This window comes from Kineococcus gynurae (assembly GCF_042433995.1).
Classification (GTDB): domain Bacteria; phylum Actinomycetota; class Actinomycetes; order Actinomycetales; family Kineococcaceae; genus Kineococcus; species Kineococcus gynurae.
Genome location: NZ_JBHLUI010000008.1, coordinates 261,182 through 275,919 on the forward strand (window position 1 = coordinate 261,182; position 14,738 = coordinate 275,919).

General features: G+C 76.1%; 13 protein-coding genes. 4 read left to right on the top strand and 9 right to left on the bottom strand.

Annotated features, from left to right (window positions below):
• Window positions 1–19: 19 nt before the first annotated feature.
• The 3 genes from ACFFKU_RS07675 to ACFFKU_RS07685 form a co-directional block, all read right to left on the bottom strand.
• Window positions 20–376 carry a DUF3140 domain-containing protein gene (locus ACFFKU_RS07675; protein WP_380136938.1) on the bottom strand — a complete coding sequence of 119 codons (357 nt, stop codon included), beginning with the start codon at window positions 374–376 and terminating at the stop codon, window positions 20–22.
• Window positions 377–453: 77 nt separating this feature from the next.
• Entirely contained in the window at window positions 454–1,755 is a 1,302-nt protein-coding gene (locus ACFFKU_RS07680; RefSeq protein WP_380136939.1) for an MFS transporter, read from the bottom strand.
• Window positions 1,752–2,276 carry a MarR family winged helix-turn-helix transcriptional regulator gene (locus tag ACFFKU_RS07685; protein ID WP_380136940.1) on the bottom strand — a complete coding sequence of 175 codons (525 nt, stop codon included), beginning with the start codon at window positions 2,274–2,276 and terminating at the stop codon, window positions 1,752–1,754. Before ACFFKU_RS07685 ends, ACFFKU_RS07680 begins: the two co-directional genes overlap by 4 nt.
• Window positions 2,277–2,404: 128 nt before the next feature.
• Here ACFFKU_RS07685 and ACFFKU_RS07690 point away from each other — a divergent pair, with 128 nt between their 5' ends.
• On the top strand, window positions 2,405–4,570 hold the full coding sequence (locus tag ACFFKU_RS07690; protein WP_380136942.1) for a putative bifunctional diguanylate cyclase/phosphodiesterase: 2,166 nt from the start codon (window positions 2,405–2,407) through the stop codon (window positions 4,568–4,570).
• A gap of 78 nt (window positions 4,571–4,648) precedes the next feature.
• Here ACFFKU_RS07690 and ACFFKU_RS07695 read toward each other — a convergent pair whose 3' ends face one another.
• Entirely contained in the window at window positions 4,649–5,425 is a 777-nt protein-coding gene (locus ACFFKU_RS07695) for an SDR family NAD(P)-dependent oxidoreductase (RefSeq protein ID WP_380136944.1), read from the bottom strand.
• A 71-nt stretch (window positions 5,426–5,496) separates the two neighbouring features.
• Here ACFFKU_RS07695 and ACFFKU_RS07700 point away from each other — a divergent pair, with 71 nt between their 5' ends.
• Window positions 5,497–5,754 (top strand): DUF2530 domain-containing protein, encoded by a 258-nt coding sequence (locus ACFFKU_RS07700; protein WP_380136945.1) that lies wholly within the window; start codon window positions 5,497–5,499, stop codon window positions 5,752–5,754.
• Between the two features lie 33 nt (window positions 5,755–5,787).
• On the opposite strand, the gene ACFFKU_RS07705 is transcribed toward ACFFKU_RS07700, so the two are convergent.
• From ACFFKU_RS07705 to ACFFKU_RS07720, 4 genes are all read right to left on the bottom strand, one after another.
• Window positions 5,788–8,964: a sacsin N-terminal ATP-binding-like domain-containing protein gene (locus tag ACFFKU_RS07705; RefSeq protein ID WP_380136947.1), complete on the bottom strand. Its 3,177-nt coding sequence runs from the start codon at window positions 8,962–8,964 to the stop codon at window positions 5,788–5,790.
• 8 nt (window positions 8,965–8,972) lie between these two features.
• Window positions 8,973–10,136, bottom strand: a complete 1,164-nt coding sequence (locus tag ACFFKU_RS07710) for a DUF3027 domain-containing protein (protein WP_380136948.1) — start codon at window positions 10,134–10,136, stop codon at window positions 8,973–8,975.
• A 7-nt stretch (window positions 10,137–10,143) separates the two neighbouring features.
• Window positions 10,144–10,527, bottom strand: a complete 384-nt coding sequence (locus ACFFKU_RS07715) for a cold-shock protein (RefSeq protein ID WP_380136949.1) — start codon at window positions 10,525–10,527, stop codon at window positions 10,144–10,146.
• A gap of 147 nt (window positions 10,528–10,674) precedes the next feature.
• A complete protein-coding gene (locus ACFFKU_RS07720) occupies window positions 10,675–11,460 on the bottom strand; it encodes an HAD family hydrolase (protein WP_380136950.1) in 786 nt (261 codons plus the stop codon).
• Between the two features lie 189 nt (window positions 11,461–11,649).
• On the opposite strand from ACFFKU_RS07720, the gene ACFFKU_RS07725 reads away from it, so the two are divergent.
• Window positions 11,650–12,273, top strand: a complete 624-nt coding sequence (locus ACFFKU_RS07725) for a superoxide dismutase (protein WP_380136951.1) — start codon at window positions 11,650–11,652, stop codon at window positions 12,271–12,273.
• On the opposite strand, the gene ACFFKU_RS07730 is transcribed toward ACFFKU_RS07725, so the two are convergent.
• Window positions 12,263–13,189, bottom strand: a complete 927-nt coding sequence (locus ACFFKU_RS07730; RefSeq protein ID WP_380136953.1) for a LysR family transcriptional regulator — start codon at window positions 13,187–13,189, stop codon at window positions 12,263–12,265. The two genes, ACFFKU_RS07725 and ACFFKU_RS07730, sit on opposite strands and share 11 nt — an antisense overlap.
• 158 nt (window positions 13,190–13,347) lie before the next feature.
• Here ACFFKU_RS07730 and ACFFKU_RS07735 point away from each other — a divergent pair, with 158 nt between their 5' ends.
• Window positions 13,348–14,601 (top strand): MFS transporter, encoded by a 1,254-nt coding sequence (locus ACFFKU_RS07735; RefSeq protein WP_380138040.1) that lies wholly within the window; start codon window positions 13,348–13,350, stop codon window positions 14,599–14,601.
• The last annotated feature ends 137 nt before the right edge of the window (window positions 14,602–14,738 follow it).

Genomic DNA, 14,738 nt, shown 5'->3' on the forward strand with positions numbered 1-14,738 from the left:
GCCGGGCCCGGAGCCCGACCTACTTCAGCGGGTCGTTGCCCCAGTTCATCAGGCTGTACCGCCACTTGGTGTCGCGGACGTCGCCGTCGGGACGCTGCTTCGCGTGCCGGGCGACGTAGCCCGCGACCTTCTGCATGTGCTGGTAGTCGTCGTCGGAGAGGTCGGCCTTCTTCGTGCGGAGGATCTCCACGATGCGGCGCCCCGACTCGTGGCCGACGGACTCGCCGCCCTCGGAGCCCTTGCCGCCGGACTTCTGGCCGACGTCGCGCGATTCGTCGGTCTCCAGCCAGTCCTCGAGCTCCTTGGGGGTCATGTTGACCGCCTCGGAGAACCGGTCGTGGATCTCGCGCTGCTCGTCGCTCTCCGTGCCCGCCATGACGACACCCTGCCCGGGGTCGGTCGGGGGCGCAGGTCGGGGGCGCAGGTCGGGGGCGCAGGTCGGGGGAGCGTGGCTCAGGCCGCGGCGGCGTCGCGTTCGTCGCGCCCGGCGACCGGGACGAGCTGGAGGTGGGGGGTGCCGCGCAACCGGTAGCTGACCCGGACCCGTGCGTGCCGCAGCAGGTAGACCCCGGCCAGCACCGCGATCGCCATCGAGGGCAGGGACCCGACGAGGATCGACCACGGGGCCCCGGCCACGGTCCCGACCCAGCCGACGACCGGGCCCCCGACGACCGTGCCGCCCTGGAACAGGCCCATGTAGACGGCCATGACCCGACCGCGCATCGCCGGGTCGGTGCCGAGCTGGACGCTGGCGTTGGCCGCGGTCATCAGGGTCAGCGACGCCAGTCCCATCGGGGCCAGGACCAGGAGGTACCAGCCGTAGGAGGGCATCAGCGCGGCGAGCGTCGCGAGGACCCCGAAGGCGAACGCGGCCCCCACCACCAGGCGGAAACGGGGTCGTGCCCGTCGGGCCGCGACCAGGGCCCCGGCCAGCGAACCGACGGCCAGCACGGTGCCGGCGAGCCCGTAGGCGGCGGAGTCGCGGCCGAAGTGGACGCCGATCATCAGGGCGCTGGTGAGCTGGAAGTTCAGCCCGAACGTGCCGACCACGCCGACCACCGCGAGCAGGGCGATCAGGTCGTGGCGTCCGCGCAGGTAGCGGAGGGCCGCCAGCATGCCGCCCCCGCCCTTGGCCGGGCGGGGCCGGGCGACGGGGACCGCCGGGCGCAGCAGGTGCAGCATCAGCAGCGGGGCCGCGAAGGTGGCCGCGTTGATGAGGAACACCGGGCCGGTGCCGACCCAGGCGATGAGCAGCCCGGCCAGCGCCGGTCCGATCAGCCGCGCGGAGTTGAAGCTGGCCGAGTTCAGCCCGACCGCGTTGGGCAGGTCCTGCGGGGGCACGAGGTCGGCGACGAAGGTCTGCCGGACGGGTCCGTCGATCGCCGAGGCCACGCCGAGCAGGGCGGCGAAGACGTAGACGTGCCAGAGCTGGGCGTGACCGGAGACGACCAGCAGACCGAGGGCCGCCGCGAGCACGGCCATCGCGCTCTGGGTCGCCATCAACGTCCGACGACGGGGGAAGCGGTCGGCGATGCGCCCGGCCAGGGGGGCCAGCAGGAGGATCGGACCGAACTGCAGGCCCGTCGTGATGCCCCCGGCGGTGCCCGACCCCTCGGTCAGGACTTTGATGACCAGCCAGTCCTGGGCGATGCGCTGCATCCAGGTGCCGGTGTTGCTGACGATCGCCCCGGCCGCCCAGAGGCGGTAGTCACGGTGCTGCAGCGAGCGGAAGGTGCGTCCGGGTCCTCGCTTCACCGCTCGCCCATCCGTCGGAGGATGGCGGTGGAGGCGGCCAGGGTCTCCAGCTCCTCGGGCGTGAGGTCGGCGAGCCGGCGACCGAGCCAGACGGTCCGCCGCCGACGGGTCTCCTCCACGGTCCGGCGACCGTCGGCGGTCAGGTCGACGAGGACGCGACGACGGTCCTCCGAGCTGCCGGTGCGGGTCACCAGACCCGCCTCGGTGAGGCCGGCGACGGTCCGGGTCATGGAGGGCGGGCGCACGTGCTCGGCCTCGGCGAGCTCGCCCGGGGTGCGCGGGCCGTGCAGGTAGAGCTGCGCGAGGACGCTGAACTGGGTGTCGGAGAGCTCGCCGTCGCTCTTCTCCGCCCGCAGCCGCCGGGCCAGCCGGAGCAGGGCCATCCGCAGGTCCGTGGCCAGCGCCTCGTGGTCGAGGGGGTCCGTCGGGCTCTGCGTCCCGTGGCCCTCGTCGTCGGGCGAGGCCGCAGCGGTACCCGGGACGGAGGTGGAGCCGGGGGCGAGGGGAGTGGTGCCGATCACGTCACGAGGCTACTCCTTAGCTTTGCTAATTGCCACATGCAACGAAGAGGGCGGCCGGGGGCTCCCCGGAATGCTCACGAAGGGTTACAGTTCACTCACACGTCGTTACGCCTGAGGGGGGCTTCCGGGTGCGCATCCAGCACGCCACAGCACTGACGGACGCCCGCTCGGCGGCGGCCCCCGCCGTCGCGGGCGAGGTGTCGCTGGTCGCCGGGGGGACGTCGGCCGCGGCGGGCCTGCTCTCCGCCCAACGACGCTACGCGGGGTGTCCCGACCACTCCGCGCTGCACGCGGCCCTCGTCGCCGACCTGTCCTCCTGCGGCTACCAACGGTTGCTCCTGCTGGGCCGGACCTCCCGACCGCGGCCCGGGTCGTTCCTGGTGCTCGGGGCGCACGGCGACCTCCTGCTGACCCCGGGCCGGGAGCTCACCGCGACCGACCTCGAACGGATGCGGCCCGGGGCCCTGGTCGAACTCGTCCCCGGCCGGGCCGACGCCCCCGTCGTCGCCGTGTGGGGTCTGGCCGGCGAGCAGCATCCGGGTGCGGAGGTGCTGGTCGCGCTGGCCGGCGCGGTCTGGCGGGCGCTGCGGGCGGAGCAGACGGCGAGCACCGCCGAGGACGAGGCCGAGCGGCGCCGACGCCTGCTCGAGGCCGCGTCCCGGCTCTCGGACTTCGGACGCTGGGTCTTCGACCCCGAGACCGGCGTGGTCACCCTGGACGACCGCCTGCGCGAGATGCTCGGACTGCCGGTCGGGACCTCCGTCGTCGACCCGGGCCCCTGGTTGTCCCGGATCCACCCCGACGACCGGGGGGCCTTCACGCCCCCGACCTCCCACGGCGGTTCCGGGTTGTCCCCGGCGCCCTACCCCTTCCGGTTGCGCCCCGCGGACACCGACGCCGAGGCGGCCGCCGACGAGGAGACGCGGACGTTCCTCGGCATCACCGTGCACGCCGGGCGCGGCACGATCTCCGGGCTGGTGAGCCCCGTCCGCGAGGGCGGCACCGACGAGCTGGTCCGCCTGGCCCAGAGCGACTCCCTCACCGGTCTGGCCAACCGGACCCTGCTCGACACCCGGCTGGCCGACGCCCTGCGCTCGGCGACCCCGAGCGCCGAGGTGGCCCTGGTGCTCATCGACCTGGACCGCTTCAAGCTGGTCAACGACACGCTCGGGCACCAGGTGGGCGACGTGCTGCTGCAGCGCACGGCCGCCAAGATCGTCGAGTGCGCGCCCCCCGGCGCCACGCTGGCCCGGCTCGGTGGGGACGAGTTCGTGCTCATGGTCCCGGGTGTGGACCGGCCCGAGGCCGCCCTGGTCATGGCCCGCAACCTGCTGCGACGCCTGCGGATGCCGGTGCTGCTGCCGGGGCTGGCCGAGCCGACCGTCTGCACCGCCTCGGCCGGGGTGGCCGTCGGGCACCACGGCAGCTCCGACGACCTGTTCCGCAGCGCCGACATGGCGCTCTACCGGGCCAAGGACGACGGCCGGGACCGCTGCGCCCTCTACGACGCGGCCATGCAGATCGACGCGCAGAGCCGCCGCGAGGCCGAGCACAAGGTGCGGCGGGCGTTGCGCACCAACGGGTTGCGGGTCCTCTGGCAGCCGATCGTGGACCTGCGCGACGACGACCGGCTGGTCGCGGCCGAGGCGCTCGTCCGCATCGACGACCCGGTCGAGGGGACCCTCGAACCCGGCACCTTCGTCGACACCGCCGAGGACACCGGGCTCATCGTGGACGTGGACACGTGGGTGCTGGGCGAGGTGCTGCGGCAGCTGCGGGAGTGGCGCGGCAAGGGGTCGGGCATCCAGGTCTCGTTCAACGTCTCGGGCAAGACCCTCGAGCACCCTGCCTTCGCGCACCGGTTGGCGCACAGCGTGGAGAGCACCGGGGCCTCCGGGGCGAGCCTGCTGGCCGAGGTCACCGAGCGGACCCTGATCGACCTGTCGACCACCACCCGGGCCAGCCTCGGGGAGCTGCGCAGCATCGGGGCCCGGGTCGGTCTGGACGACTTCGGGACCGGGTACTCCTCGCTGGCCTACCTCGACCGGTTCCCGCTCAGCTTCCTCAAGATCGACATGTCGTTCGTCCGCGACCTGGGGCGTTCCGACCGCGCCGACGCCGTCGTCGAGGCGCTCATCGGCCTGGCCCACGCGCACGGCATGGTCGTCACCGCCGAGGGCGTGGAGACCCGGTTGCAGGCGGAGACGTTGCGGCGCATGGGCTGCGACCGGGCCCAGGGCTGGCTGTTCGGGCGGCCGATGACCGCCACGAAGCTGCCCGTCCGCTACTCCTGAGACCTCCGGGACCCCCGGAACGCCCCGGAACCCCCCCGGAACCCCTGACGACCCTCCGCCGTCCGGGGGTCGCCGCCCTCAGCCGCGCAGCGGACCCCGGTGCACGTGGGCCGCGTCGGCCTGGGCGACCGGACGCAGCACCACGTGGTCGAGGTCGACGTGCGGCGGTCGGGTCACGGCGAAGGCGATGACCTCGGCGACGTCCTCGGCGCTCAGCGGGGTCAGGCCGTCGTAGACCTTGGCCGCGGCCTCCTCGCTGCCCAGCCGGACGAGCGAGAACTCGGTCTCGACCATTCCGGGCGCGATCTCGGTGACCCGGACCAGTTCGCCGTTCAGCTCCTGACGCATCGTGCGGCGCACGGCGTTCAGGGCGTGCTTGACCGCGGTGTAGCCCGCGCCGCCGGGGTAGACCTCGAAGCCGGCGATCGACCCCAGCAGGACCACGTGACCGTTCCCGCTGCGGCGCAACGCCGGGAGCAGGGCCTGGTGCACCCGCAGCACCCCCAGGACGTTCGTGTCGTACATCGTCCGCCAGCCCTCGACGTCGGCCTCGGACACCGGGTCGGTCCCGAGGGCCCCGCCGGCGGAGTGCACGACGACCGACACCTCGGGCACCGCCTCGGCGAGCGCGGCGACGGAGGCCGCATCGGTCACGTCGAGCTGGACGGCCCGACCGCCGACCTCGGCCGCGAGCTCCTGGCAGCGCTCCACCCGGCGGGCCGCGGCGACCGTGGCGAACCCGGCGGCGGCCAGCGCGCGCACGGTGGCCGCCCCGATCCCGCTGCTCGCCCCCGTCACCAGCGCGGTGCGCGGGCTCGTGGGGGCGGTGGGGCCGGGGACACCGGGGGAGGTCATGGCCTCATCCCACCAGACCCCGCGACCGGGGCGGCTGGCGGTCCTGGGGCCGCGGCCGCGAGACTGGACCCGTGCCCCTCTTCCTGCCGCCGTCGCGGGCCAAGACCCCGCCACCGCCGGTCGTCACCAACGACCGGCGGGCGGTGGCGGTGGGCATGGCGGTCTGGGCCGTCCTCCTCGTGCTCGCGCTGCTGGCTCCCGGGTCCGCCCCCGGCCCACGCGGTCTCGCCGCGTGGACCTGCGTCGCCGGGCTGGGCCTCGGGGCGCTCGCCCTCGCCTACCTGCACCGCCGGCGGCACCGCTCGACCGAATCGAACGCCGCCGACTAGGACCCCGCCCCCCCGGCCGGCCGGCCTCGGGCGTCAGGGCCCGGCCAGCGCCCCGAACCCGGGCAGCTCGGCGACGAGCGCGGCCGCCCTGCGCGCCGGGTCCTCGGCGAGGAGGTCGGCCACGGCGTGCCGACCCGCCCAGGCCCCCGCGGCCAGCGCGAGCCCCGCGGCCGCCCCCGCCCGGTCGCCGGCCCAGACCTCGGCCCCGCGACCGGTCCCGCGCACCCACCACCCGACCGGGACGCCGTCGACGCGCACCCCGTCGGCCCGGACCAGGGTCGGGGGGGCGTCGGGCAGCAGCAGCTGCACCTCCACGGGGACCTCGACCGGGCGGCCCCCGTGGGCCGCGACGTCGCCGTCGGCCCGGTCGGAGGTCAGGTCCAGGTCGAGCAGGTCGGCCAGCGCCTCGGCCCGCCCCGCCGCGACGGCGACGACGTGCCCGAGGTCGGTGCGCTGCGCCCAGGCGGGGGAGTCGGCCAGCACCACGTCCCCCGCCCGCACCAGCCGGCTGCCCGTCCCCTCGGCCACGGGCAGGTCCGGCGGCGGTCCGGGGGCGGGCAGGTCGTCGGCGTGGGCCGCCAGCGCCGCCCACAGCAGCAGCGTGTCGCGGGCCGGCACCGGGGTGCCCGAGCGCAACGCCGCGACGGCGGCCGCCAGCAGGTCGAGCACGTCGTGCGCCGCCGGTCGCCAGGGGCCGGGGAGGTGGCGGACCCCCAGCGCGGGTCGTACCGCGGCGGGCAGGTCCGCGGTCCAGGCCGGGGCGAGCGGCAGCCAGTCCGGCCCCCCGTCGGGGGTCCGTGACACCGCGGGCAACGGGCCGTGGCGGCGCCACCACCAGGCCGTCAGCCCCGGACGTTCCCGACCCGCCACCCGCCACGGGCGGGTCAGCGCCTCGACGCCGGCGGGGGTCGAGGCCAGGCGGAGCAGCGTCGCGGGGTCGGGGGAGCGCAGCAGGTCCAGGTCGCGCACCGCCACCGCGAGCTCCACCACCGCCTCCTCCGCGCCCGGGAGGGTCCGGTCCCGGTCCTCCAGGACGTCCGCCCAGACCGCGCGGGCGTAGGCGCCGACCGCCGCGAAGCCCTCGTCGCGGGCGGCGGCCAGCTCGTCGGGGTCGGCCAGGTCGAGACGGGCCCTCCGGACCAGGGCGGTCCCGCCGCGCACCCCGACGGCCTCCAGGACCGCCGCGCCCCGGTCCGCGAGCAGGTCCGGGGCCACCTCGGCCGTCTCGTCGGGGTCGAGGTCGTCGGCCGCGGGGGAGCCGGGCAGGACCAGGGCCGAGGCCGGGGCGAGGTCGTCGCCGGCGTCGGGGAGGGCCAGGTCGCCCAGCCAGGGTCGGTCGGCGGCGATCTCGCGGGCGGCCCGGGTGCGCTCCGCGTCCGGCACGGAGCCGGGCGCGGGCAGGGCGGCCTCGACGAGGCCGAGGACGGCGGCGACCACCGCGTCGGGGTCGTCGGCGTCGGGGGAGGCGAGGACCGCGGCCCGCACCGCCGGCTCGTCCAGCAGCCCGACCGCGCCGGGCCGGCGGGCGCCGAGGCGTTCCAGCAGGTCGCCGAAGTCCTGGGCCGTGCCCGGCTCGACCAGGCGCAGCCCGTGCCCGGCGAGCACGACGGCGTCCTCGGGGGCGAGGTCGGTGCCCGGTGCCGGGAGCAGGAGACCACGGGCCCCGTGCACGGTGCGACCGTCGGCCAGCGGGACCGGCAGCCCGCTCAGCGCCTCCCGGGCGGTGGGGTCGTGGGCGGTGCCGGCCAGCGCCCGGTACAGGGGCCCCAGGTCCTCCGGTCGGGTCGTGGGCAGCAGCTCCAGCGCCTCGGCCAGGCTCAGCCGGTTCACGCCCAGCCGGCGCAGCAACGGCTCCCGGTGCCGGGGGGCCGGGACCAACCCGGCGAGGACGGGGGCCAGGGCCGCGAGCAGGGCCGGGTCGTCGGCCCCGAGACCCTGCAGGGCCACGGCGTCGGCCGGCCGCACCGTCATCGGCAGCCCGTCGACCTCCTCGACCGCGCGCAGCAGGGGGACCTCCCGGGCGGCGTCCAGGACCAGCTCGCGCAGCTCGGCGTCGCGACGGTCGGCGGGGACCCCGTGCGGGAGCAGGTCGACCGCCTCCGGCGGGGCCCCGACGTCCGCGGTGCCGGTCCAGCCCTCCGCGGCCAGGCCTACGAGCAGGTCGACGTAGGCGCGTGCGGCCTCGCCGAGGACCGCGGTCGTCGCCGGGGAGTCCGCCACGCGGCGGCGGTCGGGACCCAACGGCACGGTGAGCAGCAGGGTGGCGGGCCAGGGGAGCGGGTCGTCGGTCGGGGTCGGCGCGCAGAGCACCCCGGCCGGGGTCGACCCCGTCTCGCGGGGCAGTGCCCAGGTCAGCTGCCAACCCAGGCGGCGACGCTCCTCGGTGGGGCGTCCGGCCAACCGTTCGGGGGGGTGCGAACCGCTGCGGCGCAACAGGTGCCACCGCTGCTCGACGGCCTCCAGCCGCCGCGGGGGCGTGCCCGGGACCTCGATCCGCACGGAGGCGAGCTGCGGGAGGGCGAGGAGCAGCACGTCGTCGGCGGCCGTCAGCAGTCCCTCGACCAGGGCGCGCGCGGCCCCGTCGCGCAGCGGCAGGACCACGGCGGTGTCGTACCCGGCCGGCACCGGCACCGGGTCCGTGGGGAACGGCAGGCGCAGGACCGGGACGTGCCCGCCGCGGGCGCGGACCTCGGCGTCCAGACCCGGGTCGGCCCGCCCGGCCACGGCCTGCCGGGTGGCGGCGGCGGAGAAACCCACGCTGCCGGTGCCCGAGCCGATCCGGACCTCCTCGGCGACCGCGAGGACGGCGGTGAACCCGACCCCGAACCGGCCGACCAGCCCGAAGGCGGCGGGGTCGCGCTTGTCGGAGGCGCGCAGGGTCGCGAGCCCCTGGACGCCGGCCGCGTCGAGCGGGGCGCCCGTGTTGGCCGCGAGCAGGGTGCCGTGCGGGCCGTCCTCGACCAGGCGCAGGAGCAGCTCGCCGACCACCCCGGCCCGCGCGGCCGCGTCGGCGGCGTTCTGGGCCAGCTCGACGACGAGCCGGTCGCGGTAACCGCCGACGGCCGCGTCCTCCTCGGCGTTGGCGTCCTCCCGGAACCGCGCCGGCGTGGCCGCCCAGGCCTGCAGGACCAGCGAGCGCCACCGCTCGGTCCCAAAAGGGTCCGCGGTGGGCCCGGGACCTTCCGCGCGCGCTCCTGCGACGCCCGGCACGGGCCCGGTCAGTCCTGCGGCTCGGCGGGGGCGTCCGCGGCGGCGTGGTGGGGGGCGTCGTCGGCGTCGGCGTCGGCGTCGGCGGTCTGGTCCGGGGCGGCGTCAGCGGGGTCGACGGGGGACGCGGTTTCCTCCGCATCGACCGCGGCCACGATCTCGACCGGGGCACCCGCCTCGGTCGTCGCGCCCTCGCTCGTGGCGCCCTCGGTCGTGGCGCCCTCGCTCGTGGCGCCCTCGCTCGTGGCGCCCTCGACGTCGTCCGCCGGGACCGCGTCCGCCCCGGTCGGGACCGCCGACGCGGCGACGGTCCCGCCGGGCCGGTCGTCGGCGGGGTCGGCGGGGTCGGCGGGGTCGGCGGGGTCGGCGGCGGTCAGGTCGGTGACGTCGTACTGGGCCGGGGCGAGGTCGTCGACCACCCGCGCGGCCGGGGTCTCCGGCTCGAACTCCACGTCGGTCTCGCTGTGGGCGCCGCAGCCGTGGTCCAGGGAGACGACGCGACCGTCGTCGGGGGACCACTCGTTGGCGCAGACGCCGAAGAGCTGGCGCATCGACCCGGCCAGCAGGAGCAGGTACCCGCAGCTGGAGCAGGGGGCCTTGGCCCGCTCGGCCCCCTCGGCACCCGGGCCCCGGTCGCCGGTGTACCAGCGCTCGGCGGCCTCGGCGCGGCCCGCCTCGTTGATGACCCGGGAGCGGCCCAGGCCCAGCTCGAAGAAGGCCAGCTCGTCGGTGTCGGCGTCCCCGGTGGCCTCGAACCCCTCGTCGAGCAGCGGGTCGTCGACCCGGCGGGGCAGCACGTCGAGCGGGCCGACGTCGCCCGGCGCGAGCCGCTCGGCCCACGGCAGCCACTGCGGCGGGCGCAGCGCCTCGTCGCCGGGCAGCAGGCACACCTCGCTGACGGTGACCACTTTCGCGCGCGAGGCGCGGGTCACGGTCACGCTCCAGCGCCACCCGCGGTAGCCGGGCAGCAGGCACTCGAAGGTGTGGGTGACGATGCGGTCGCCCTCCACGGCGGCGCCGGCGTACTCGCCCACGGTCCCGGGTTCGGCGATCTCCTCCGCGGCCGTGCGGGCGAGGTCGACCGCCCCGCCCGCCGCCGTGTCGAGCACCGCGCGCCGGGGCCGTCGGGCCCGGGTCGCGGCGGTGCCGCTCGCGGTCACGGTCTGCTCGCTCACGAGAGGCTCACGCCTCCAGGTCGTCGGCCACGGCGCGCAGCACCGCGGCGACCTTGCGGGCGGCCGCCTTGTCGGGGTAGCGGCCACGGCGGAACTGCCCGGACAGGCCGTCCAGGAGCTTGATGAGGTCCTCGACCAGCGGCGTCATGTCCTCGGCGGGCTTGCGGGTCGCGCGGGCCACCGACGGAAGCGGGTCCAGCAGGCGGACCTGCAGGGCCTGGGTGCCCCGTTCGCCCTGGGCCACGCCGAACTCGACGCGGGACCCCTTCGTCAGGGTCGTGGTGCCGGCGGGCAGCGCCGACGCGTGCACGAACACCTCCTTGCCGTCCTCGGCGGCGAGGAAACCGAACCCCTTGTCGGTGTCGAACCACTTGACCTTGCCAGTAGGCACTTGGAACCTTCTCGAGCTGCGGGCCGGTGCGGAGGTCCGGCCGGTGCGATGGATGTCTCTGGGTGGAGCGTCGGTGATCGGGTGGGGCGATCAGGATGTCTGCGGTCGGCGGGCGCCCTCGTGAGCGCCGCGGCCGACCTCCCCAGGTTAGACGCTCTGCCGGGCGGTGCGGCCCACCGCGTCGCGGGGATCGGGGACCACCGGCCCGCGCAGCTCCGTCGCGTGCCCGGCCAGCCAGGCCGGGAACTCCCCGAGGTCGGCCAGGACGACGTCGGCCCCCTCGGCCAGCAGCTGCCGGGCCGTGTGGGCCCCCGTGGCCACCCCGACCGCCACCGCCCCGGCGACCCGGGCGGCGCGGACGTCACCGGGGTGGTCGCCGACGTAGGCGGTGGCCCCGAGCTCGCCGAGCAGGACCCCCTTGGCCTCGGCGAAGAGGTCGCCCGCGACCTCCCCGTCCCCGAGCGCCGCGGTCAGCCCGGCCGCGGCCAGCACCCGGTGCACGTTGGGGGTGTGCTTGGCCGACACGACCACGCTGCGCCCGCCGTGCGCGTGCGGCCCGGCGAGGGCGGCCACGGCCCCCGGCAGCGCCGTCACCGAGTCCACGCCCGTGCCGGGGTACAGCTCGCGGTAGCGCTCGGCCAGGACGCGCACGGTCGCCGGGGCGGCGTCGGGGACGAGCCCGCCGAGGATCAGGTCCAGCGGCATGCCCGTCCAGGGCCACACGTCGGCGTCGGTGACCGTCACCCCCACCTCGGCCAGGGTCCGGCGGAGGGTCGCCGCGATGCCCTCGCGGGAGTCCACCAGCGTCATGTCCAGATCGAAACCGACCAGCGGCACGCGCGGGGGCACGGCGGGCGGGAGGTCGGAGGACGGGGTGCGGGCAGGGCCGGCGGGGGGGCCGGCGGGAGGGGTGGTGGGCGCGGTGTCGGGCACGGGACCACCGTAGGAGAGACCCCCGACACGAGCCGCCGATCTTGCGGTGGCAGGCTGCCCGTGGCCGGTTGCGCACCCACCCGGGCTGCGCAAGGGTCGACACCGGGTCCCACCCGCGCCGCCGCGTTCGCGCGCGGACGCCGGCGGGCCCGTCCGTTCGGAGACCGACGAGGAGACGATCAGACGCTCATGGCCGACTACGCGCTGCCGGACCTGCCCTACGACTACGCCGCGCTCGAGCCGCACATCTCCGGCGCGATCATGGAGCTGCACCACGACAAGCACCACGCCACGTACGTGGCGGGCGTCAACACCGCGCTGGAGAAGCTGTCCGAGGCCCGCGACTCCGGTGACCTGGGCGCGGTCAACCTGCACGAGAAGAACCTGGCGTTCAACCTCGGCGGGCACGTCAACCACTCGGTGTTCTGGCCGAACCTGAGCCCGGACGGTGGCGACAAGCCGACCGGTGAGCTCGCGGCCGCGATCGACGAGAACTTCGGCTCCTTCGACAAGTTCCAGAAGCACTTCGCCGCCACCGCACTGGGGATCCAGGGTTCCGGCTGGTCGATCCTGGCCTGGGACTCCGTCGGGCAGAAGCTGCTCAACGTCCAGCTGTACGACCAGCAGGCCAACCTGGCCCTCGGCCTCGTGCCGGTCGTCATGCTCGACATGTGGGAGCACGCCTTCTACCTGGACTACAAGAACGTGAAGCCGGACTACGTCAAGGCGTGGTGGAACGTCGTGAACTGGGCCGACGCCGCCTCGCGGTTCGAGAAGGCCCGCACCCAGACCGCCGGGCTGATCATCCCGTGAGCTGACCGGCGGCGTCCGTCGTCGTGCTGAGGGCGTCCCTCAGCACGACGAGGACGGCGCGGGTGGCCGCCGAGGAGTTCGCACCGGCGTGCACCACGCTGACCCGGCGCACGGGCGCGTCGGTCACCGGCACCGTCGTCACGTCCTGGCACACCAGGCTGCGGGCCAGCGACGCGGGCACGAACCCGAGCCCGACCCCCTGCCGGACGAGGTCCAGCAGGAGGACGCCGGAGGACGCCTCGACGACGACGTCGCGCGTCACCCCGGCCGCCGCGAAGGCCTCGTCGGTCTGGCGCCGCCCGCCGGTCCCGGCCACGAAGTCCACCATCGGCTCCCCGGCCAGGTCGGCCAGCCGGACGCGTCGCCGGTGCCGCAGCGGGTGCTCCGGCGGCAGCGCCAGCAGCAACGGTTCGGTGGTGAGCACGGCGATCTCGACCCCGGTGAGGCTCTCCCCGAGGCGGGTTCCGGTGAAGCCGAGGTCGAGCCGGCCCGCGGCCACGTCGGCCACCGTGCGTTCGCTGGCCTGCACGTGGACCTGGGCGCGCAGCCGGGGGTGCCGCACGCGCAGCGTGGCCAGCAGACCGGCCAGGTCGACGTCGACCAGCGTCGAGATGGTCCCGATCCGCACCAGACCCTCCACCTGTCCGCCGGCGGCGACGACGTCGGTCCGCAGCCGGTCCAGCTCGGCCAGGACCGTCCGGGCCCGGGGCAGGAAGGCGGCCCCGGCGGCGGTGAGGGAGACCGAGCGGCTGGTCCGTTCGAAGAGCCGGACCCCGAGGTCGGCCTCCAGGCGGGCGACCTGGGCGCTCAGCGCCGACTGCGCCAGCCGCAGCCCTGCGGCGGCCTCCCCGAAGTGCAGGGTGTCGGCCACGGCGAGGACGCAGCGCACCTGGGTCGGGGTGATGCCTTTCTCCATCGACCCAGCATGCGTGATCGATCGCTTCTCGCGATCGTCGGGGCACGTTCCTTCGCTTGGACAGGATGTAGATCGAGGCCCAGGCTGGCCGGGTGACCGATCGATCCCCGACCGCCCCGAGCGGGCGCCCCGTCCTCACCCGCGGCCTGCTGCTGGTCATGGCGGTCGCCACCGGACTGACCGTCGGCGGCAACTACGTCAACCAGCCCCTGCTCGACCTGTTCGCGCGGACCTTCGGGGTGTCCGAGGCCGCCGCGGGGGTCTCGGTCACGGTGGCCCAGGTCGCCTACGGCATCGGGTTGCTCCTGCTGGTGCCGCTCGGCGACGTGCTCGAGCGGCGCCGGTTGCTGACCGTGCTGACCCTGCTGGCCGCGGCCGGTCACGCGGTGGCGGCGCTCAGCCCGGACCTGGCCTGGTTACTGGTGGGGACCGCGATCGCGGGGTTGTTCAGCGTGGCCGCGCAGGTGCTCGTCCCGTTCGTCGCCGAGCTCGCCGAGGAGGGGCAGGCCGGTCGGGCCGTCGGTACGGTGATGAGCGGCCTGCTCGTCGGGGCCCTGCTCGCCCGCAGCGTCTCCGGCCTGCTCGCCGAGGTGGCGGGACGCCGGGCGCCCTACGCCGTGGTCGCGGTCGGTCTGGTGCTGCTCGCCGTGGTCCTGCACCGGCGACTGCCGGTGAGCCGTCCCGCCGGTGGGCGGACGTGGGGCGAGGCGCTGCGCTCGATGGGCCGGCTCGTGCGGACCCACCCCCGGTTGCGGACCCGGGCGCTGGTCGGCGGGCTGGCCTTCGCCTCGGTCTCCGCCCTCTTCGCCTCGACCACCTTCTTGCTGGCCGGGCCCGGGTTCGGACTGTCCTCGGCGCAGATCGGGCTCGTCGGACTGGCGGGCGTCGGCGGTGCCCTCGCCGCCGGGGCCGCCGGACGGTTGGCCGACCGCGGTCGGGTGCAGCTCGCGACCGCGCTCGGCGTCGGCCTGCTCGCGCTCACCTGGGTGCTGCTCGGCCTCTCGGCGCACTGGCTGGTCGGGTTCGTCCTCGGCTACGCCCTGGCCGACCTGGCCCTGCAGATGGCCCACGTCTCCAACCAGAACGTCATCTACGCCCTGGCCCCCGACGCCCGGGCGCGCATCAACTCCGTCTACATGACGACGTACTTCGCCGGCGGGGCCCTCGGTTCGGCGGTGGGCACGGTGGCCTGGGCGGGCGGGGGGTGGCCCGCCGTCAGCGGGGCCGGTCTGGTCCTCGCGCTGCTGGCGGGGCTCGTCTGGGGCGTCGACCGCCGCGTCGAGCTGCGGGAGCGGGCCGCGGCCGGGTCAGCGCCGGCGGCGCAGGTGACCACCTCGGTGCAGGGCCAGCACGACCGCGACGATCGCCAGGACCAGGATGCCGGCCGAACCGAGGGTCATCAGCAGGTCTGAGGAACCGGACGTCATCGTCCGACGGTACGGGGTGGGGCCCGCTGCCGCGGGACGACGGACGCGCCCGCCGCCACGGACCGGGCCACGGCCGGGGTCGGACCACAACTACGGCCAGGCAGGCCCGGTGCACCCGCGGT